We start from the raw sequence: 18,616 nt of genomic DNA, 5'->3' as shown, positions 1-18,616 counted from the left end.
GTCGCCGCCATCGCGGCCGGGCTTCAATGACCAAAGAGCAGATAGCTGCGGTCGATGCCGCGGCGATCGCTGGTGTCGTCGGTCCAGCCCACCGCCCGGCGGTAGCTGCCCATCCTGTCCGTTTGCCTGAGCGCAACGAGGTCGATCGGTTGCGCCTGATCCGCAAAGGGCGAGACATAGAGCGCATCCTCGGGACAATAGAGCTCGCAGAGGAAACAGGTCTGGCAATCGCTTTGCCGGGCGATTACCGGAATTCCATCGGTCTTGTCAAATACGTTGGTCGGGCAAACGTTGACACAGATGTCACAGGACGTGCAGCGCTCGGCATCGATAATTTCGATCACTCCGCAGCCTCCGCATAGCTGGCCTCGGCATGGGGCCGGGCCGCAGTCCAGATCTCGTCGAGACCGCCGGTCGTCACATAATGCCGCTGCCGATCGTCCTGGTTGGGGAAGTCGTCGCGGCGATGCATGCCGCGGCTTTCCTGACGGGCGAGCGCGCTGCGGTACATCCATCGTGCGGTCGCCAGCATCGCCGCGGCCTCGCGCGCCCGCAATATCTCGGACTTGCCGGCGGCGTCGGCGTCCGACACATCTCGCCACGCCTCGTCGAGACGTTCGAGCGCTCCCTGCAGTCGCGACGCTTCCCGGAAATAGTTCAGCTCATAAGGGAAGACCTCGTCCTGAACCGTCTTCGCCAGCGCGGCCGGCTCGAACGCACGGCGCTGCCGGCTCCGAAAGCCGACGGCTCCGGCGGACGATAATCTGCGCCTGGCGGTCGGCCCAACCTGCCTGGCGTAGTCGGCTGCGCCCTGCCCCGCCCAGGATCCCGACGACATTGCCCAGGCGGCGTTGTGGCTGCCGCCGCCGGTGAAGCCACCGCAGATCAATTCACGCGTCGCCGCGTCGCCCGCCGCATAGAGGCCGGGCACGCTGGTGGCGCAGCTGTCGTCGACGATACGAAGGCCGCCGGTGCCGCGAACCGTGCCCTCCAGCCGCAATGTCACCGGAAAGCGGTCCTTGAACGGATCGATCCCGGTGCGATCGAACGGCAGGAAGAAATTCGGCTGCGATGCGCGCATGTGACGCTGCACGTCGTCATCGGCCTTATCGAGCCGGGCAAAGACCGGCCCCTGGAGCAGTGCGCGCGCGATCGCCGATCGTCCGCCCTTCGACGCCGCGCCGGGCACCACGCTGCCGTCGTCATAGCTGAAGGTGGCCCAGCCATAGAACAGTGTCTTGGTCACCGAGCCGAATGCCGGCGAGATCGCATAGGGGTTGGAGAACTCCATGCTGCTGAATTCGGCGCCGACCTCCGCGGCCATCAGATAGCCGTCGCCGGTCAGCACGTTCGATCCGAGCGTCTTGCTGAGGAAGGCGCAGCCCCCGGTCGCGATCACGACCGCCTTTGCACGCACCGTCCAACGGTCGTGCTTTTGCCGGCGTACGCCGCTGGCGCCGGCGACGGCCCCGTCGTCGTCAACGAGCAGTTCGAGCGCCGGACTGTGATCGAGAATGGTGACGCCGGCCTGCTTGGTGCGCTTGCGCATCAGCCGCATATACTCAGGCCCTTGCAACGAATTGCGCTGCGACGTGCCACGATCGTCCTCCGGATAGGGATAACCCCAGTCGGCCAGCCAGCTGCTCTGCTGATAGGTCCGGTCGAGCACGCGCGCCATCCAGCGGCGGTCCTGCAGATAGCCACCCATCTTCTCGCGGTTGGCCATCGCGGTCTCGCGCAGGGCCGGATCGGGATCGATGTACCAGACACCGGTTCCGGCCGCCGCGGTCGCCCCCGAGGTGCCGCAAAATCCCTTGTCGGCGAGCACCACCCGCGCACCGCGCTCGGCCGCGCTGACCGCAGCCCAGGTCCCCGCGGGCCCGCCGCCGATCACCAGAACGTCGGCCTCAAACGCCACCGAGCCTTCGGGCCCGGACACGCGCTCGGCGCGATGAGTTTGGTTCGACATGATTCACGGCTCCAGGCAGGATCGATCGCGATGATGCGGCGCGTCGCGATATCGTTGCCCGCGCGGACCCACTCTGGCAATTTCAGATATTCGCGGAGAGTTGGACGAAGCTTTCACCCGCATCATCGCACGAAGAAGATTCATGTTGCGGCGTGCCGGATGTTGCGTCATCGGCAGGCAGCACGACATGGACTTGCGCACAGGATCGCTGCGGGGGAACGGATATTTCTTTTTGCCTGCACCCGCCCACGACGCATTCTCGCGCACGCATCAGGCCGATATCTAGCGTCAAGCATCATCGCAGATACGGCAGCCATGTCTCATCGTCAGCTTCATCTCAACGTCAATCTTCTGCATTCCGGCGTCTATGCGTCCGCCTGGCGACTGCCGGACAGCGACCCGCGTGCCTGCTTCGACGTCGGCCATTACGTGCGCGTCGCAGAGATCGCGGAGCGTGGCAAGCTCGACGCGATCTTTCTCGCCGATACGCCTGCCATCACCGACCGCATCGACTACCGCTCGTTCATGTCGCTCGAGCCGACCATCGTGCTGGCGACCGTCGCCGCCGCGACCACCCATATCGGGCTGATCGCGACGGCCTCGACGACCTACAACGAGCCCTACAACATCGCTCGCCGCTTCGCGACGCTGGACCTGGCGAGCGGTGGCCGCGCCGGCTGGAATGCCGTGACCACGGCCGACGCGACGGCCGGCCGCAATTTCGGTCTCCCCAACGTGCTCGAACACAAGGCGCGCTATGATCGTGCCAAGGAGTTCGCCGAGGTCGTGCATGCGCTGTGGGACAGCTGGGAAGACGATGCCTTCGTCGGCGACAAGACGAGCGCGCGGTTCGTCGATACGTCAAAAGTTCACTCGATCGGACATCGCGGCACCCACTACAGCGTGGCCGGACCGCTCAACGTCCCGCGCTCGCCGCAGGGACGTCCCGTCACCGTTCAGGCCGGCGGATCGAGCGACGGCCGCGACCTCGCCGCCGCGCAGGCCGAAGCGGTGTTCACGCTTGCGCAGACGATCGATGACGGCGTCGCCTATGCGCGCGATCTGCGGGCGCGTGCCGTAGCCTGCGGCCGCGCAGGAGGGTCCATCGTGATCCTGCCGGGGCTGGCCACCGTCATCGGCAGCACGGAAGCCGAAGCCAAACGGCGCCAGGACGAGCTTTGGGAGTTGGTCCCGATCGAATACAGCCTTGCGCGGCTTGCCGGCACATTGCAGGTCGATCCTGATAGTCTCGATCTCGACAAGCCCCTGCCCGATCCGTTGCCGCTGCCGGCCAACGCCAACCACACCATGTTCCAGGGAACGGTGAACATCGCGCGACGCGGCAACCTTACCGTCCGTGAGTTGCTGCGCGCCCTCGGCGGCGGCGTCGGCCACAGGATCATCGTCGGTACGCCCGAACAGATCGCCGACGACATCGAGGCCTGGTTCAAGGCGGGTGCGGCCGATGGCTTCAACCTGATGCCGGATGTGCTGCCCACCGGATTGGAGGTCTTCGTCGACACGGTGGTGCCGATCCTGCAGCGCCGCGGCCTGTTCCGCACCGACTATGCCGGCACCACGCTGCGCGAGCACTTCGGATTGCCACGACCGGTCAGCCGGTTTGCGCAAGCGCCGGCGGCCGCGACAAGCGCCTGATCCGGTCACCGCGAGCCGGCCAGAAGGCCCGGCTTGCCATCGGCCGTGACTGGAGCCCGACGCACGCGCGGGATGATCTCCTTCGCAAAGCGCTCCATCTCGGCTTCGAACGGCTGGAACTGCAGCATGAACAGTTCAATGCCGGCGGCATGAAATGCCCGGACACGCGCAGCCACCTCGTCATAGCTTCCGACCAGCCCGGCGGCCGTTCCGCCATTGCTGCCGACCCGCGCCGATTTCTGCATCGTCTGCATCATCACGACCTTGGGATCGGTGTTCTGCCTCTGGATCGCCTTGATCGGCGCATCCTTCCTCGCGAGTTCCAGCAGCCGCTCATAGGTTGCCTCGGCCTCGGCCTGCGTTGGGCGCGCGATCACAAAGGCGGACAGCCCGAAGCGGAGCGGAGCCGTTGCTCTCGGCCGTACCGCGACATCGGCGATCAGGCCCGCGACGTCGTCGAGCGGCTGCCCATTGATGAACCAGACGTCGCCATGCTCGGCGACCAAGGCACGCGCCGGTTCGGATTCGCCGCCGACATAGATCAGCGGTCGTGGCCGGTAGAGGCTCGCGGGCCGCAGAACATAGTCCCTGATATCGAAATGCTCGCCCTTGTAGGCCAGCCGCTCGCCCTGCATCAGGCGCGACATCACGGCGATCCACTCGCGGCCGTAGGCATAGCGGGCATCATGCTCCGCAAAGCCGATGCCTGCCTTGTCGAGCTCGGGCCGGTTCCAGGCATTGACCAGATTGATCGCAAAACGGCCGCGGCTGATGTTCTCGATCCCGAGCGCAAGCTTCGCGAGCACGACCGGATGATAGAGATAGGGCTTGATGGCGGCGATGATCTCGATCCGGCTGGTCAGCGCGGCCAGTGCGGCCGCCGCGCTCCAGGCCTCGGGCTGATCGAGATCCTCCTGATGCGGATTGATCGTGTGCTGCGCAATCAGCGTGGAGTCGTAGCCCAGCGCCTCTGCCGCGAGCACGAGATCGCGGTTGCGCTCCCATGACGCATCATAGGGCTCTTCGGGATCCTGATAGGCCGCGCGCGAACCGTGCACCAGCGCCCAGATGCCGAAGCGATGCGGTCGTGTCGTCATTGGCGATCTCCGAGTTGCGTTTGCCGCTCCGCTTGTGTGGAAATCGCGGCGCGAGATCAAGCAACGGCGCATCAAAAGATTTTCCTTGCTGCTCGGCGCGCGCGGACAAATCAGAAAACTCCGAATCCCGCGACAATTGAAAAACCGCTCTATTTCTGTCCGCGAAAAATCGTGGGACAGTTTGCAACATGTGCACGATGCCGGCACTCGACCTCCGGTCGAACTAGAAACCGAGCAAGATCACCAACCATCGCCATCCCAGGTCGACATCCATGAACAAGCCCGTGCCCGCCACCTCACTGCGACCGTCCGACCGCCTGGATAGCCATCCCCCCGACATCGACGCGCTGCTGAGCCGCATCGCCGAGGGTGCGAGCAAGCGCGAGCGCGAGCGTGTCCTGCCATTCACTGAAATTGATCTCATCCGCAAGGCACGTCTCGGCGCGCTACGGCTTCCGGTCGAGGCCGGCGGCGCGGGGGCGTCGATCCGCGCCCTGTTCGAGATCGTCATCCAGCTCGGCGCGTCCGACGCCAATGTCGCGCATATCCTGCGCAACCATTTCAGCGTGGTCGAGCGGCTGGTGCGCCGGCCGAAGGACGAGCAGCATCGGCAATGGCAAAAGGCCGTCGCCGATGGAGGGATCATCGGGCTCGCGGCCACCGAACTCGATACGCCGAAGGTCGGCAATGTCACGCCGAACACGACGCTGACAGCCGACGGCGACGACTATCTGCTCAACGGCACAAAATACTACAGCACCGGCACGCTCTATTCCGACTATGTTCTGGTACGCACCGCCGACACGACAGGCGCCAATGCGGCCGTGCTCATCCCGGTTGCCCGTGAAGGCATCGAACTGATCGACGATTGGGACGGGCTCGGACAGCGCCTGACCGCGACCGGCACCACGCATTTCCGCAACGTGCGCGTCAAGCGTCAGGAGACGGTGTTCGATGCACCCGATACCGGATACGGCATTCCCTACTCCAACACATTCGCGCAATTGTTCCTGACCGCCATCAACGCCGGCATCGCGCGCGCCGTGTTGCAGGACGCCACCGAGCTGGTGCGATCGCGCAAGCGGACCTTCTACTATGCGCCGAGCGAAATTCCGGCTGATGACCCGTTGCTGCAACAGACCATCGGTCAGATCGCAAGCGGGGCGTTTGCGGCCGAGACCGTCGTGCTCGCGGCGGCGGAGGCGCTCGATGCCGCCACCGACGCGTTCGATGCCGGCGACGCCGGCGCTGTCGATGCCGCCCACAAGGCGGCACTGCTCTCGGCAAAGGCAAAGCTCGTCGCTGACGAGTTTGCGATCCGCAGCGGCAGCCTGCTGTTTGACGTAGGCGGCGCGTCCGCCATCAAGAAGGCGACCAACTTCGACCGTCACTGGCGCAATGCGCGGACCCTGGCGTCGCACAATCCAAACACCTTCAAGGCTCGCTCGATCGGGCAATTTGAGATCAGCGGCACGCTGCTACCTGCCAAGGGCTTCTTCTGATCGGAAACGATCCGGCGAGGCGAAGAGAGGGGAGAGACTCGATGAGCAAGCCGGACCTCCATTTGGTCGATGCCGACCATGAGATCGAGCAGCAGTTTCGGCTCGTGATGCGCCGCCTCGCCGGCGGCGTTTCGATCATCACCGCGGGACAAGGCGACGACATCACCGGGATGACCGTCACCTCGCTGACATCGCTCAGCGCCGCTCCGCCGCGGCTGCTGGTCAGCATCAACCGGCAGGCCTCATGCTTTGCCCCGATCGCACGCCATCGCCTGTTTGGCGTCAATATCCTCGGCTCCGACCAGCAGGCGCTGGCGGAGCGTTTCAGCAACCGCCGCCTGAACGGCCAGCAACGCTTCGAGGGAACGGCCTGGACATATGGCCCTTCCGGCGTCCCGCTGCTGCAACACTCGCTGGCCATGGTCGAATGCCAGGTCGAGGAGATCATCGAGCGGCATTCGCACGGCATCATCGTGGGCCGTCTCTCCAGCATGGAACTATCGCATCGCCCAACCGGCCTCACCTACTGGAATGGGCAATATGTGCAGATCGATCACGAAGCCGATCTCGATCTCCTGGCCGAGGTCAGCATTCCCCTGGCGCATGTCCGTTAGGACAGTGAAAGGCAAAGCATGAAACGCGAAATGCCGCCACCGTCGGCTCCGGCATCGGCCGGCGCGGTCAGCAGAGCACCGGGCCGCTGGCAGCTGGACCGGATCGTGGCCGAGTTGCGGACGTCCCGCGAGGAGACCCATAGCATCCGGCGGGACGGCGAGGCTCATCGTGCCCCCTCTCGCGACGCGCTGGAGGCGATCCTCGACGGCCTTACCGAAGCGCTGTTCCCGCGACACTACGGCCAATCTGACCTCGACGGCGAGAACATCGACTATTTCGTCGGCAACACGCTAAGCACCGCACTCGATTCCCTCAGCGCGCAGATTCATCGCGGCGCATTGTTCGTTGGCGACGAGCTGGAGCCGGGCTTTGTGCACGAAGAGGCGATCGAGCTGACGAGGGCGTTCGCTACGCAGCTGCCGTCGGTCCGCGGACTTCTGATCAACGATCTGCGGGCGGCATTTGTTGGAGACCCGGCGGCGCGGAATTTTCCCGAGATCCTGATTGGCTATCCCGGGATGACCGCCATCATTCACCATCGCCTTGCCCATCTCCTCTACCAGGTCGGCGCACGGCTGGTGGCCCGCCTGATGTCGGAGATCGCACATACCCGGACCGGCATCGACATTCATCCCGGCGCCCAGATCGGCTCGGGCTTCTTCATCGATCACGGCACCGGCGTCGTGATCGGGGAGACTGCGATCATCGGTAACAACGTCCGTGTCTATCAGGCGGTCACGCTCGGGGCGCGGCATTTCCCGACCGACGACGAGGGACATGTAATCAAGGGCGACGCACGCCATCCAATCGTCGAAGACGATGTCGTGATCTACGCCGGCGCGACGATCCTTGGCCGGATCACGATCGGCCGCGGCTCCACCATCGGCGGCAATGTCTGGCTGACCAGGGATGTTCCGCCGAACAGCGTGGTGACCCAGGCCACGGCGCGCAATACGCCGGCGTCTGGCTAGAGCGTTTTCGAGCGAAGTGGACACCGGTTCGCGTGAAGAAAACGCGTCAAAACAAGAATCTAGAGCTTCGGTTCTGATTCAATCAGAACCGAAAATGCTCTAGACGTTCCTTATCTCAGCCTGCCACCGGCGCCTTCCAGCGCATGAAGTGCCGTTCGATCGCCTCGAGGACGGCATTGAACGCCAGGCCGATCACGGTGATTCCGAGAATGCCGAAATACATCTGCGGGATCAGGAAGCTGTACTGGCTGTTGATGATGAGATAGCCGAGACCGGCCTTGGCCCCGACCATTTCGGAAGCCACCAGCACCAGCATGGCCGACGCGCTGGCCAGACGAATGCCGACGAAGATCGTGGGCAGTGCGGCAGGCAGGATCACCTTACGGAACAGTTGCTGCGGGGTCGCTCCCATGGTCCGCGCCGATTTGATCAGCAAGGGGTCAACCTGCTTCACCGCGGCGATCGTGTTGAGCAACAACGGCCAGGCGCAGCTGTAGATCACCATCGTGACCTTCGACAGCTCACCGATCCCGAGCAGCAGGATGAACACCGGCAGCAGCGCCAGCGGCGCGGTGTTGCGGCAGATCTCGATGAACTGGTTCAGGAGATCGCCGAGCCGGGCGTACCAGCCGACGGCAAGGCCCAGCGGCACGATCAAGGCAACCGAGATCAGAAATCCGCTCAAGGCGCGCAGCAGGCTGGCAGAAACATCGTCATAGAGTTCGCCGGTTTGCGCGAGCTGCCAGCCGGCCGCGATCACCTCCGAGAACGGCGGCAGGAACACCGGATCGATCAGCCCAAGCCGCGGCGCGGCCTCCCAGGCGGCGAGCAGGACAATCAGTAACAACGAACGTCGCCCGCGTGCCGCCAGACCGCGGATGCCTGCGCGCAACCGATCTGTGATCGGCGGCAGGCGGCCTTCCACCGCCTGCTCGCGCCGCCCATGCGCCAGTTCCAGCAATGTCAGCATTTCGAGACTAGACATGAGCAACCTCCGCAGCTTCAGGGCCCGCACGGCGTGCGCCGGTACCGTCCGCCAACTGGCCCTGCTGGGCCTTCCGCACTTCCTCGCGAAGCAGGCTCCAGACCTCATGCCTCACGCGACCGAACTCCGGCAGCGACCGCACATCCTCGGATTCGCTGCGCAAGCGCTCGGGGATATCGACCACCTGTTTGATCCGCCCCGGGCGCGACGTCATCACCGCCACCCTTTGGCCGAGCACGACGGCCTCGTCGATGCCATGGGTAATGAAGACGATGGTCTTGCCGGTGGCGCGCCAGATCCGCAGCAATTCACCCTGCAGCGTCTCGCGCGTCTGCGCGTCGAGCGCGGCGAACGGCTCGTCCATCAGCAGCACCTCCGGGTCATAGGCGAGGCTTCGCGCAATTGCGACACGCTGCTTCATGCCGCCGGAAAGCTCGTGCGGATAGCGGTCGGCAAAGCCGGACAAGCCGACCAGATCGAGGAAATGCTGCGCAATCTCGCGCCGCTGCCTGGCCTTGAGGCCTGCGATGTCGAGCCCGAACTCGACGTTCTGCGCCGCAGTTCGCCACGGAAACAGCGCGTATTGCTGGAACACGATGCCGCGATCGCGTGCAGGTCCGGCGATCGGCCGGCCATCGAGCAGGATACGGCCGCTGGTCGGCGCGGTGAGCCCGCCCAGAAGGTCGAGCAATGTGGATTTGCCACAGCCGCTCGGACCCACCAGCGCGAGGAATTCACCCGCACGAACATCCAGCGTGATGTCCTCCAGCGCGGTGAAGCGACCGGACGGCCGGCCGCCGTCGCCTCGCGTCACAAACTCCTTGCGGACCTGCTCGAAGCGGATCTTGACCGTGCTCATCGCGCCTCCGCGGTCTTGCCGGGACGGAAATAGTTGAACTCGTTGGTGTAGGTGTCGGACGCCTTGACCTGCCCCGGCTTGAACAGCCCGTCCTTGACCAGCCAGTCGATCCACACCTGGATCTCACCGTCCGATATCACGCCGCCCTTGGATGCAACCCCGGTGCTCTTCCAGTACTTGATCGAGGATGCATCCTCATTGCGCTTGCGCTCCGCGATGATCTTCTCGAACCGGGCCCGCACTTGTTCCGGCGGCGTCGTCTGCGCCCACTGGATCGCCCGCGAAATCCCTTCCACCAGCTTGCGGGCCGTGTTGGGATTGTCCTTGATGAACTTGTCGCGCAGGACATAGGCGCCGCCGGTGAACTGGCCGAACAGGTCGGTATCGGCGAACAGCGAGCGGATGCCGCCACGCTCCAATGCCTTGTCGCGCAGCACGCCGCTGAGCACGCTGACTTCGACCTGACCTTGCCGCAAGGCCTGCTCGCTGCTGACCGGCGGGATCGCCACCAGCGTCACCTGCTTGGCGTCGCCGGCGCTGAGGCCGTTACGGGCCAGATATTCGCGCAGCACAAATTCCAGATGCGCGCCCAGCGTGTTGACCGCAACCTTCTTGCCGATCAGGTCGCGCGCCGTCTTGATCGGGCTGTCCTCCTTCACGAAGTAGCCCTGATAGGTGTTGGCATCGGAGCCGTAGTAACCGACCACGGCCTTGATCGGCGCCCGCGCCGCGATCAGCTTGAGAATCGCGCCATAGAACGCACCCCCGATGTCAATGTCACCGGTGACGACGGTCTGGATGTCCTGCGGCCCGCTGATCGTATTGCCGACCCATTTGAGCTTCAGCGGCGCGAGATAGCCGAGGTCTTCGGCCAGCTCCGTGAACGTCACCTGGCCGGCCCAACCCTGGTAGCGGATCTCGGTCTTTTCGAGCGGCGGCTCGGCGAAAGCCGAAGCCGCCAGCCCCAGTGCCACGGCACCGGCAAGGATGAGCCGCGCGGCCGCGCGCGCGGCGAAACGCCGGGCGCGAAGAATTCGGATCAATGCATTCATGTTCGCAACTCCCACAATCAAACGAGATCAAGCCGCCTTCGCGGCCTGCTGCTTCGGTGCCTTGATGCGCGTCACACTCCGGCGGCCGTCGATTGACACCGGCACTTCGCCGTCGATCGTGGCACGGCGCACCACGCGGTGCTGATCGCCGTAATCATTGACCGCATAGTGCTGGGTGGCGCGGTTGTCCCAGATCGCGACGTCGCCGGCCTGCCAGCTCCAGCGCACGGTGTTCTCGGGCGCGGTGATGTGCGACTGGAACAGGTCGAACAGCTTCTGGCCGTCGTATTTCGGCAGGCCGACGAAACGCTGCACGAAATTTCCGAGCACCAACGTCCGCTCGCCGGTCTCGGGGTGAACGCGCACCACGGGGTGCTCGGTCTCGTAGACGGTGCCGGTGAACACTTCGTCGAAATGCTTGCGGTCGGCTTCGCTTGCGCGGGCCTTGACGGCATAGTCATAGGCGTTGCTGTGAACCGCCCACAGCTCGTCGGCGAGCCGTTGCAGCGGCACCGGCAGGTCGAGATAGGCGGCCGCCGTACTCGACCACACGGTGTCGCCGCCATAGGGCGGAACCACCACCCCACGCAGCACCGAGATTTTCGGATAGGCGTCGACGAAGGTCACGTCGGTGTGCCATTGGTCGGCGCGGCCGCCGCCGCGGCCCGAATCCAACTCGAGGATCGACGACGTCCCCTTGGTCGCACCGACCGTCGGATGCGGCACGAGCTTGCCGAGCCGCACCGCAAAGCGCTCCTGCTCGGCATCGTCGAGATGCCCCTGGCCGCGGAAGAAGATCACCTTGTGCTCGAGCAGCACCTGGTTGACGGCGCGGATGACCTCGTCGGACAGATCGCCCGACAGCCTGACGTTCCTGATCTCCGCTCCAAGCCTCGCCGCGCGCTTGACGATGTCCGCGCGGGGAATGACGTTGTCAATGGTCGTCGCATTGCTCATGATCGTGCTCTCACCACCGCGATCTCCCAGACAAGGCTCCGCCATGCGCCGGTCGCGGGAGCGACGGCGGAGACAAACAAATTCAGTACAGTGCTGCTATGCCCTACTCGGCCGCCACGTACTCCGGTGGCCGCCACACCGCCGGCGCATAAAGCTCGGCGCCGAAATCGTCGGCGATCGATCCGTTGATGCGCGCTTCGTGCGCCGGCAGATCGTCCAGAAACAGATCACGGCTGATCCGTGCCACAACGGCAGGAATGTCGCGCCTGAAGCTTGGGACATCGCCGACCGGCAAGCCAAAACTGACGAAGGCCGCCGGGTTGAAGACGTGAATATTTTTCAGGAAGGGCGCGCGGCCGGGCTCCCTCTCCAGATATTCATGCCCCGATCCGAAATAGGGATACGCCGCCAGCGTCTCGTCGCGCTCATCGTCACGCGGCGTGAACCGGTCGCGCCACAGCAGGATCTCGTCCGCGAAGTCGCGGAGCTCGGTCTGCGCGCCGAGGTCCACCGAATATCCGCTGCCGCCGATGGCAAAGTCGAACGCAAATTCACCCTGCGGCGTTACTGCGACGGCCCGCCCGCCCTCCTGCCTCACCGCTTGCCACGGTGCGCCCAGGTGAACGTGGAAATTGGGAAACGCGACGGCGCGCGAGATCGCGTCCGGCGGCGGCGTCGAGCCGGCGCGGCGGAAGCAGATCGCCTGTTGCCAGCGGACGGCATCGGGCAACGCTCCGTAATTGTCGTAGGCACCCGGATAGCCCCGGATCCGGATCACCGGGAGCGACGCCAGGGTTTCGCGCCGCGCATAGAGGTGGACGTCGCGCGCGCCGGCTTCGAGCGCGACGGCGGCGGCGTCGAATGCTGACGCGGCGCTTCCGACCACAGCGACCGATCGCCCTCGCAGGGCCCTGAAGTCGATCTTTTCCGAGGTATGCGCATGAAATTGCTTCGGCAGGTTGCGCAGTGCTTCCGGAATATGGGCGCCACCACTGCCGGCAAAGCCGGTCGCGAGCACAAGCTTTCGCGTGGTTTCGACTGTCGTGCGACCGCCCTGCTCCAGATGCAGCCGCAGATGATCTCCCGCGGGTTCGATGCGAACCAGCCGCGTCCCATAACGAACGGCAACGCCTGTGACCCTGCGATACCAGTCGAGATAGGCCGCCCAGTCGAGCCGCAGAATGCGATCGAGCGCATCGTATGCGGCGGCGCCGTAACGCGCCTCGTACCAGGCCTGGAATCCGAGACCAGGCAGGCCGAGCTCGGGGCCCGGCAAGCTCTTGGGCGTGCGCAGCTTGTGCATCCGCGCACTCGTCAGCCAGACGCCTGACGTACTGCCGTCGGCCGCGGCATCGATCACGGAGACCTTGCCGATCCCGGCCCGCCGCAGCGCAAATGCAAATGCCGAGCCGGATTGTCCACCGCCGACGACGACCGCATTGTGATCGATCCCGCCGCGATCAGGCACCCAGTTTTGCGGATCGGGTCCGATCAGGCGCAGGGCTTCGCGGGCAACGCTGTCGGGATCGGATTGCGGCATGTTGATCGGCCTCGCTTTGACGCTGTAAATCGTAAAAGCCAGAGATCGCCAGTCAATGAAACGAAACCAGCTTTGTTTTCGACGGCGCGCAACGATCGCTTCGCGGTCGACGCAGCCGTTGAAATATTTGCGGCGATCGTCGCCTTGCTCGCTCCGGCTGCGCGCAAGAACCGCAAGACAGCCCCGTCTCACGCGCGCGATCAGCGCAAAGCGCCTGCTGATTTCATCATGACGGCTGCACTCGTCTAACATCGCCGATCAACTCACAAGGTTCATGCTTGCTTCCCGCGCAACAATGCAAGTTCATTTCATCGACAGGCTTGCGATCACCGACGTAGAGTCAAAGTCCAGCTCGCACGCCGAAGCGCGCACAGCGCCGCAATCATGGATCATCGGACATGCCGCAAACGAGTGGCGCCATCAGCCTCGAACACGATACTCCGGAGCTGGCTCGCTCCTACGATGAAGCCGGGCTGGTCCAGTTCCGTCACGGCAAGTTCCTGATCGGACCGTTGGCGATCAAATCCGGCGAGCATGTCCTCGACATCGGGACCGGCACCGGCCGCCTCGCCGAATTCGTGGCAGATCTCGTCGGACCGAACGGTCAGGTGATCGGCATCGATCCGCTCGCCGGCCGCATCGAGATCGCGCGGCTTCGCCAGTCGGACAATCTGCAATTCCACACCGGCCGGGCCGAGGACCTCTCGCGCTTCGATGACCGCCAGTTCGATGCGGTCTATCTCAACAGCGTGTTCCATTGGATCGCCGACAAGGGCGGCGCCTTGCGGGAGATCCACCGGGTGCTGAAGCCGGGGGGCCGGCTTGGGCTGAACGTGCAGGACCCGTCGCGTCCGCATCAGTCCCGCGCACTGCTGCGCCAGGCCATCGCCGAGGCAGGGCTCGCCGATCATCGCGAGGATTCCAACCCGGTGCTTGGCCTGACCGATGACGAGCTCAGGCCGCTGTTTGTCGCCGGCGGCTTCGCCGATTACCGCAGCGAGTTGCGCGCGCTGACCGACGTCCATGCAGATGCAAATTCGCTGCTCCGCTGGTCGGAAGCCAGCGCCTTCGGCAACTTTCTGGAGGCATTCTCACCGACCGAACGTGAACAGGTCCGCAGCGCCTTTGCCCGCCTGGTCGAAACCAAACGAACGCCGGAGGGGCTGATCCTGGAGCGTTATTTGCGTTTCGCGTTTGCGCGCAAGGCGCCGGCTGGCAACTGACACCACCAACATTCCCGAGTTTCAGGCATGAGCGATCGACGGCTCTCTCTCAATCTCTTCATCTATCCGGGCGGCCATCACGAGGCGGCGTGGCGCTACAAGGGCTCCGCCGCGAACCGCATCCTCGACGTCACCTTTTATCAGGAGCTGGCGCAGAAGGCCGAAGCGCACAAATTCGACGCGATCTTCTTTGCCGACGGACCGGCCCTGGCCGACAATGTCCGCTACGCGCAGCGCTTCCGCTTCGAGCCGATCACCTGGCTCGCCGCAATCGCGGTCGCCACCAAGCGGATCGGCCTGATCGCGACCGCGTCAACGACTTATAGCGAGCCTTACAACCTTGCCCGCCTGTTCGCCTCGCTCGATCATCTCAGCGGCGGCCGCGCCGGCTGGAACATCGTGACGACAAGCACGGCGCAGGCGGCGCAGAATTTCGGCCTGCCGGAGCATCCGCCGCATCACGAACGCTATGAGCGGGCGCGGGAATATCTCGACGTCGTCACCCATCTCTGGGACAGCTGGGAAGACGACGCGCTGATCAACGATCCCGTCTCCGGGGTGTTTGCCGATACCGGCAAGATCCACGCGATCGACCATTTCGGGAAGCATTTTCGGGTTCGCGGGCCGCTCAACATCTCGCGGACGCCGCAGGGACGGCCGGTCTACGTCCAGGCGGGCTCGTCGGACGACGGCCGCGCCTTTGCCGCGCGCTTTGCGGAAGCGATCTTCACCGCGCATCAGACGCTGGCGAGCGCCCAGGAATTCTACGCCGACATCAAGCGTCAGGCGCGCGTCTTCGACCGCAGCCCCGATCAGGTCAAGGTCCTGCCGGGCATCAGCCCGTTCATCGCCAGCACGCAGGCCGAGGCAGATCGGCTGCAGGACGAGTTCAATGAACTGATCCAGCCGGAATATTCGCTGACCCAGCTGCGCCAGATGATCGGGCTCGACCTCTCCGGTTTCGATCTCGACGGTCCGTTCCCGCGCCATCTGATCGACACCGACGGTGCGCGCGGCGTGGCCAGCCGTTTCAAGCTCGTGGTCGATATCGTCGATCGCGAGAAGCCGACGATCCGCCAGCTGGTCCAGCGCCTCGCCGGTGCCCGCGGCCATTGGGTGATTGCCGGTCCGCCGGAGAAGATCGCCGACAATATCCAGACCTGGTTCGAGAACGGCGCCGCCGACGGCTTCAACGTCATGCCGCCCTGGCTGCCCGGTGGATTCGACGTGTTTGCCGAGCAGGTCGTTCCGATCCTGCGCAAGCGCGGCCTGTTCCGCGACGACTACGCCGGCACGACCTTGCGCGATCATTACGGTCTGAACCGGCCGCCGAGCGCCTTTTCCGGCTCGATTCAGGCGATCGCCTGATCGCCTCACATTCCCCAGATCGTTCGGCCTTCCGCGGCAAATGCCGCCGCGCGGCTCTCATCAAGGATGTAATAACGACCATGCAGACTGCGCGTTTCTCCTGGCTTTCCGCTTTCCTGCTTCTTGGCGCCGTTGTCGGCGCCACTGTGCGCGCAGAGACGCCTGCCAAGCCCGAATTGAAAGTCGGTTTCGTCCCGGGCCCCTATATCGACGAGTTCAAGGTCGGCGTGGCGCCGGAGCTGCAGAACAAGGGCTATCGCGTCAAATATGTCGAGTTCTCGACCGGACTCGAGGCCAACAACGCGGTGTTCAAGGGCGAGATCGATGCCAACGTGATGCAGCACACGATCTTCCTGAACTCCTATAACGAGCGGCAGAGCACCGATCTCGTCGGAATCGTCCACGTGCCGACGCCCCCGATGGGGCTCTATTCCAAGAAGCACCCGCCGGGCACGCCGATCAGGCCGGGCTCGACGATCGCGGTGCCCAACGACCCCGTCAATCTGCAGCGCGCATTGTGGATCCTGCGCGACCTCGGACTCGTCGAGATCCGCGACTCAAAGCCGGTCGACGTCAGCGAGCTCGACGTCATCAAGAACCCCGGCGGCATCAAGATCGTGCCGCTGGAAGCAGCCCAGGCGCCGCGCGCGCTCGACGACGTCGACTTCGCCGCGATCCAGGGCAATTTCGCGATCTACAGCGGATTGAAGCTGACCAATGCGTTCGCGCTGGAAAAGATGACGACGCCCTACGTCAATGTGGTTGCCGTCAAGAAGGCCAATGCCGATGCCGCGTGGGCACAGGACATCGTTGCCGGCTATAAATCGCAGACCTTCAAGACCGCTATCCTTTCCGACCGCTTCTATGACGGGTTTGCCTTGCCGGACTATCTGAAGTGATGGCCGAACCGCCCGGAGCGCCGCAAATCATCCAACGCGTCGCTCGGACGGCCCGCCATAGCTGTCAGTTCGCTTTCGCCTTCACGTATCGGCCCGGCGCGGATTCCCCTGGAGGATAGAGATTGCTGCCGAGTTGCGGGCGGGCGGGCACCTGGTCTTCAGCCCACGGCTTGAGCCAGGCGATCCAGTCGTTCCACCAACTGCCCGGCTTTTCGGCCGCGCCCGCCAGCCAAGCCGCCGGGTCGTCGCATCGCTCGTCCGACAGCCAATAGCTTCGCTTGTTCTTCGAGGCGGGGTTGATCACGCCGGCAATATGCCCGCTCGCGCCCAGCACAAAGCGGGTGTTGCCGCTGAACAGGCCCGTGGTGCGATAGGCCGATCGCCATGGCACGATGTGATCCTCAACGGTCGCCAGGACATAGGCAGGCAGGTCGACCCGCCCGAGATCGATTGGCGTATCGCACATCGTCAGGCGGTTCGGCTCCCGAAGGTTGTTCTCCAGGTACATGTTGCGGATGTACCAGCAATACATCGGCCCCGGCAGGTTGGTCACGTCGGCGTTCCAGAACAGAAGATCGAAACGCTCAGGCGATTTTCCCTTCAGATAGTTGTTGATCACGTTCGGCCAGATCAGCTCCTTCGACCGCAGGGTCTGGAACACAAACCCGAGCTCTGAGCCGCGGTAGATGCCGCCGTTGCCGATGGTCTGCTCCCGCTGTCGCGTACTCTCCTCGTCCACGAACACGCCGAGGTCCCCCGGCTCGCGGAAGTCGAGCATCGTCGTCAGCAACGTTACGCAGGCGACAGACTCATCACCCCGCGTCCGCAGGATCGCCAGCGCGGATGACACGATGGTTCCCCCGACGCACCAGCCGACGACGTTGACCTTGTCGGCACCGGAGATCGAGCGAGTGACCTCGATCGCGCGCATGGCGCCCTGTTCGACATAATCGTCCCAGGCAAAGTGCCCGCATGAGGCATCCGGATTGCGCCAGGAGACCATGAAAACGGTCAGGCCATGCTCGACCGCAAAGCGGACGAAGGAATTGGCCGGCTGCAGGTCGAGAATGTAGAACTTGTTGATGCAGGGCGGCACGATTAGCAGCGGCCGTGCCGTCACCTGCTCGGTCGCCGGTTCATATTGAATAAGCTGAAAAAGCTCGTTCTCGAAGACGACCGCGCCCCTTGACGTGGCGACGTCCTTTCCGACCTCGAAAGCCTCCTCGTCGGTAATCGTCAGGCTGCCTCTGCCCAGATCGGTCATCAGGTTCTCGAGGCCGGCCTTGAGGCTCTGACCTTCGCTATCCGTCGCAAGCTTGATGACGTCAGGATTGGTGGCGATGAAATTGGTCGGGCTCATCGCCTCGACAAGCTGGCGCGTGAAGAAGCGCAGGCGATGCTTCTCCTTCTCATCGAGCTCGAGCGCTTCAACGAAGTCGACGCAATAGCGCGCGTTCAGCAAATAGCATTGCTTCAAAACGCTATAGGCCGCGTTGTCCCGCCATTCCTCGGCGTTGAACCTCCGATCGCCCCGCGCAGGCTCGATGCCCCCTTCGCTCGGCACCCCGGATGCCGATCTGATGATGTGCTCGGTGAGCTGGTACAGGCGCTTGAGGTGATCCGCCTGCAATTCGGCGAAGCGTTCCGACGAATTCAGGGTTGAGCCGAGGTTCGCCCCCTCGCGATCGACGTTCGTCGCCCACCCGAGCGACCGCCACAGGCTTTCCCCCGCTTTCATGAAACCCTCGACAAATTCGTCGGGCATGTTGAATGGCCGATTCATGACGTCCCTCGCTAGGCAAGATTGACTGGTTCGCTTCCGATTTCGGGCAGCTTCTAGCTGGCGCCCTTTGCCCTCGGATGCACCGAGAGCCTATTATGTTTCCGGGCGCTTGCGCGTGACCGATTTCAGCCGGTCCCGCC

17 protein-coding genes are annotated in these 18,616 nt (G+C 64.2%); 8 read left to right on the top strand and 9 right to left on the bottom strand.

All coding sequences use genetic code 11. The annotated features are described in order from the left end of the window. Positions 1 to 23 precede the first annotated feature (23 nt). Both K359_RS0150235 and K359_RS0150230 read right to left on the bottom strand, forming a co-directional pair. Positions 24 to 344: a ferredoxin family protein gene (locus K359_RS0150235; protein ID WP_029085626.1), complete on the bottom strand. Its 321-nt coding sequence runs from the start codon at positions 342 to 344 to the stop codon at positions 24 to 26. Further along, positions 341 to 1,969 (bottom strand): FAD-dependent oxidoreductase, encoded by a 1,629-nt coding sequence (locus K359_RS0150230; protein WP_029085625.1) that lies wholly within the window; start codon positions 1,967 to 1,969, stop codon positions 341 to 343. Before K359_RS0150230 ends, K359_RS0150235 begins: the two co-directional genes overlap by 4 nt. A gap of 315 nt (positions 1,970 to 2,284) precedes the next feature. On the opposite strand from K359_RS0150230, the gene K359_RS0150225 reads away from it, so the two are divergent. Then, a complete protein-coding gene (locus K359_RS0150225; RefSeq protein ID WP_029085624.1) occupies positions 2,285 to 3,625 on the top strand; it encodes an LLM class flavin-dependent oxidoreductase in 1,341 nt (446 codons plus the stop codon). 5 nt (positions 3,626 to 3,630) lie between these two features. Here the strand turns inward: K359_RS0150225 and K359_RS0150220 are convergent, their stop codons facing one another. After that, on the bottom strand, positions 3,631 to 4,722 hold the full coding sequence (locus K359_RS0150220; protein ID WP_029085623.1) for an LLM class flavin-dependent oxidoreductase: 1,092 nt from the start codon (positions 4,720 to 4,722) through the stop codon (positions 3,631 to 3,633). Between the two features lie 272 nt (positions 4,723 to 4,994). Here K359_RS0150220 and K359_RS0150215 point away from each other — a divergent pair, with 272 nt between their 5' ends. From K359_RS0150215 to epsC, 3 genes are read left to right on the top strand one after another with little or no spacing between them, the layout of a single operon-like run. Beyond that, positions 4,995 to 6,224, top strand: a complete 1,230-nt coding sequence (locus K359_RS0150215; RefSeq protein ID WP_029085622.1) for an acyl-CoA dehydrogenase family protein — start codon at positions 4,995 to 4,997, stop codon at positions 6,222 to 6,224. A 41-nt stretch (positions 6,225 to 6,265) separates the two neighbouring features. Next, positions 6,266 to 6,838: a flavin reductase family protein gene (locus tag K359_RS0150210; RefSeq protein WP_051346892.1), complete on the top strand. Its 573-nt coding sequence runs from the start codon at positions 6,266 to 6,268 to the stop codon at positions 6,836 to 6,838. Positions 6,839 to 6,856: 18 nt separating this feature from the next. Continuing rightward, positions 6,857 to 7,810: a serine O-acetyltransferase EpsC gene (epsC, locus tag K359_RS0150205; protein WP_084518895.1), complete on the top strand. Its 954-nt coding sequence runs from the start codon at positions 6,857 to 6,859 to the stop codon at positions 7,808 to 7,810. Positions 7,811 to 7,925: 115 nt separating this feature from the next. Here the strand turns inward: epsC and K359_RS0150200 are convergent, their stop codons facing one another. The 5 genes from K359_RS0150200 to K359_RS0150180 all read right to left on the bottom strand — a co-directional run bounded on the left by K359_RS0150200 (position 7,926) and on the right by K359_RS0150180 (position 13,203). Next, the gene (locus K359_RS0150200) at positions 7,926 to 8,795 is read right to left on the bottom strand and encodes an ABC transporter permease (RefSeq protein ID WP_198031310.1); all 870 of its coding nucleotides are present in this window, start codon (positions 8,793 to 8,795) and stop codon (positions 7,926 to 7,928) included. Further along, entirely contained in the window at positions 8,788 to 9,654 is an 867-nt protein-coding gene (locus K359_RS0150195; RefSeq protein WP_029085618.1) for an ABC transporter ATP-binding protein, read from the bottom strand. Before K359_RS0150195 ends, K359_RS0150200 begins: the two co-directional genes overlap by 8 nt. Then, positions 9,651 to 10,706: an ABC transporter substrate-binding protein gene (locus tag K359_RS0150190; RefSeq protein WP_029085617.1), complete on the bottom strand. Its 1,056-nt coding sequence runs from the start codon at positions 10,704 to 10,706 to the stop codon at positions 9,651 to 9,653. The genes K359_RS0150195 and K359_RS0150190 overlap by 4 nt, the downstream gene beginning before the upstream one ends. 27 nt (positions 10,707 to 10,733) lie before the next feature. Next, positions 10,734 to 11,663, bottom strand: a complete 930-nt coding sequence (locus K359_RS0150185) for a TauD/TfdA family dioxygenase (RefSeq protein ID WP_029085616.1) — start codon at positions 11,661 to 11,663, stop codon at positions 10,734 to 10,736. Positions 11,664 to 11,766: 103 nt separating this feature from the next. Next, positions 11,767 to 13,203, bottom strand: coding sequence for an NAD(P)/FAD-dependent oxidoreductase (locus K359_RS0150180; protein WP_029085615.1), 1,437 nt, complete (start codon positions 13,201 to 13,203; stop codon positions 11,767 to 11,769). Between K359_RS0150180 and K359_RS63030 the strand changes: the two genes are divergently transcribed. From K359_RS63030 to K359_RS0150160, 4 genes are all read left to right on the top strand, one after another. Continuing rightward, a complete protein-coding gene (locus K359_RS63030; protein WP_156929186.1) occupies positions 13,195 to 13,452 on the top strand; it encodes a hypothetical protein in 258 nt (85 codons plus the stop codon). The two genes, K359_RS0150180 and K359_RS63030, sit on opposite strands and share 9 nt — an antisense overlap. Before the next feature lie 149 nt (positions 13,453 to 13,601). Further along, the gene (locus tag K359_RS0150170; protein ID WP_029085614.1) at positions 13,602 to 14,426 is read left to right on the top strand and encodes a class I SAM-dependent methyltransferase; all 825 of its coding nucleotides are present in this window, start codon (positions 13,602 to 13,604) and stop codon (positions 14,424 to 14,426) included. Between the two features lie 27 nt (positions 14,427 to 14,453). Then, on the top strand, positions 14,454 to 15,794 hold the full coding sequence (locus K359_RS0150165) for an LLM class flavin-dependent oxidoreductase (RefSeq protein WP_029085613.1): 1,341 nt from the start codon (positions 14,454 to 14,456) through the stop codon (positions 15,792 to 15,794). Positions 15,795 to 15,874: 80 nt separating this feature from the next. Then, positions 15,875 to 16,693: a MetQ/NlpA family ABC transporter substrate-binding protein gene (locus tag K359_RS0150160; RefSeq protein WP_029085612.1), complete on the top strand. Its 819-nt coding sequence runs from the start codon at positions 15,875 to 15,877 to the stop codon at positions 16,691 to 16,693. 64 nt (positions 16,694 to 16,757) lie between these two features. Here the strand turns inward: K359_RS0150160 and K359_RS0150155 are convergent, their stop codons facing one another. Next, a complete protein-coding gene (locus K359_RS0150155; protein WP_029085611.1) occupies positions 16,758 to 18,476 on the bottom strand; it encodes an alpha/beta hydrolase in 1,719 nt (572 codons plus the stop codon). Positions 18,477 to 18,616: the final 140 nt, after the last annotated feature.

Source organism: Bradyrhizobium sp. th-b2 (assembly GCF_000426785.1).
Lineage (GTDB): Bacteria > Pseudomonadota > Alphaproteobacteria > Rhizobiales > Xanthobacteraceae > Bradyrhizobium > Bradyrhizobium septentrionale.
This window is presented reverse-complemented; position numbering and strand designations above follow the sequence as displayed.

Excerpts from the sequence above, each read along its gene's own strand:
- K359_RS0150230 (WP_029085625.1), bottom strand. The coding sequence starts at position 1,969 with ATGTCGAACCAAACTCATCGCGCCGAGCGCGTGTCCGGGCCCGAAGGC.
- K359_RS0150225 (WP_029085624.1), top strand. The coding sequence starts at position 2,285 with ATGTCTCATCGTCAGCTTCATCTCAACGTCAATCTTCTGCATTCCGGC.
- K359_RS0150220 (WP_029085623.1), bottom strand. The coding sequence starts at position 4,722 with ATGACGACACGACCGCATCGCTTCGGCATCTGGGCGCTGGTGCACGGT.
- K359_RS0150215 (WP_029085622.1), top strand. The coding sequence starts at position 4,995 with ATGAACAAGCCCGTGCCCGCCACCTCACTGCGACCGTCCGACCGCCTG.
- K359_RS0150210 (WP_051346892.1), top strand. The coding sequence starts at position 6,266 with ATGAGCAAGCCGGACCTCCATTTGGTCGATGCCGACCATGAGATCGAG.
- epsC (WP_084518895.1), top strand. The coding sequence starts at position 6,857 with ATGAAACGCGAAATGCCGCCACCGTCGGCTCCGGCATCGGCCGGCGCG.
- K359_RS0150200 (WP_198031310.1), bottom strand. The coding sequence starts at position 8,795 with ATGTCTAGTCTCGAAATGCTGACATTGCTGGAACTGGCGCATGGGCGG.
- K359_RS0150195 (WP_029085618.1), bottom strand. The coding sequence starts at position 9,654 with ATGAGCACGGTCAAGATCCGCTTCGAGCAGGTCCGCAAGGAGTTTGTG.
- K359_RS0150190 (WP_029085617.1), bottom strand. The coding sequence starts at position 10,706 with ATGAATGCATTGATCCGAATTCTTCGCGCCCGGCGTTTCGCCGCGCGC.
- K359_RS0150185 (WP_029085616.1), bottom strand. The coding sequence starts at position 11,663 with ATGAGCAATGCGACGACCATTGACAACGTCATTCCCCGCGCGGACATC.
- K359_RS0150180 (WP_029085615.1), bottom strand. The coding sequence starts at position 13,203 with ATGCCGCAATCCGATCCCGACAGCGTTGCCCGCGAAGCCCTGCGCCTG.
- K359_RS0150170 (WP_029085614.1), top strand. The coding sequence starts at position 13,602 with ATGCCGCAAACGAGTGGCGCCATCAGCCTCGAACACGATACTCCGGAG.
- K359_RS0150165 (WP_029085613.1), top strand. The coding sequence starts at position 14,454 with ATGAGCGATCGACGGCTCTCTCTCAATCTCTTCATCTATCCGGGCGGC.
- K359_RS0150160 (WP_029085612.1), top strand. The coding sequence starts at position 15,875 with ATGCAGACTGCGCGTTTCTCCTGGCTTTCCGCTTTCCTGCTTCTTGGC.
- K359_RS0150155 (WP_029085611.1), bottom strand. The coding sequence starts at position 18,476 with ATGAATCGGCCATTCAACATGCCCGACGAATTTGTCGAGGGTTTCATG.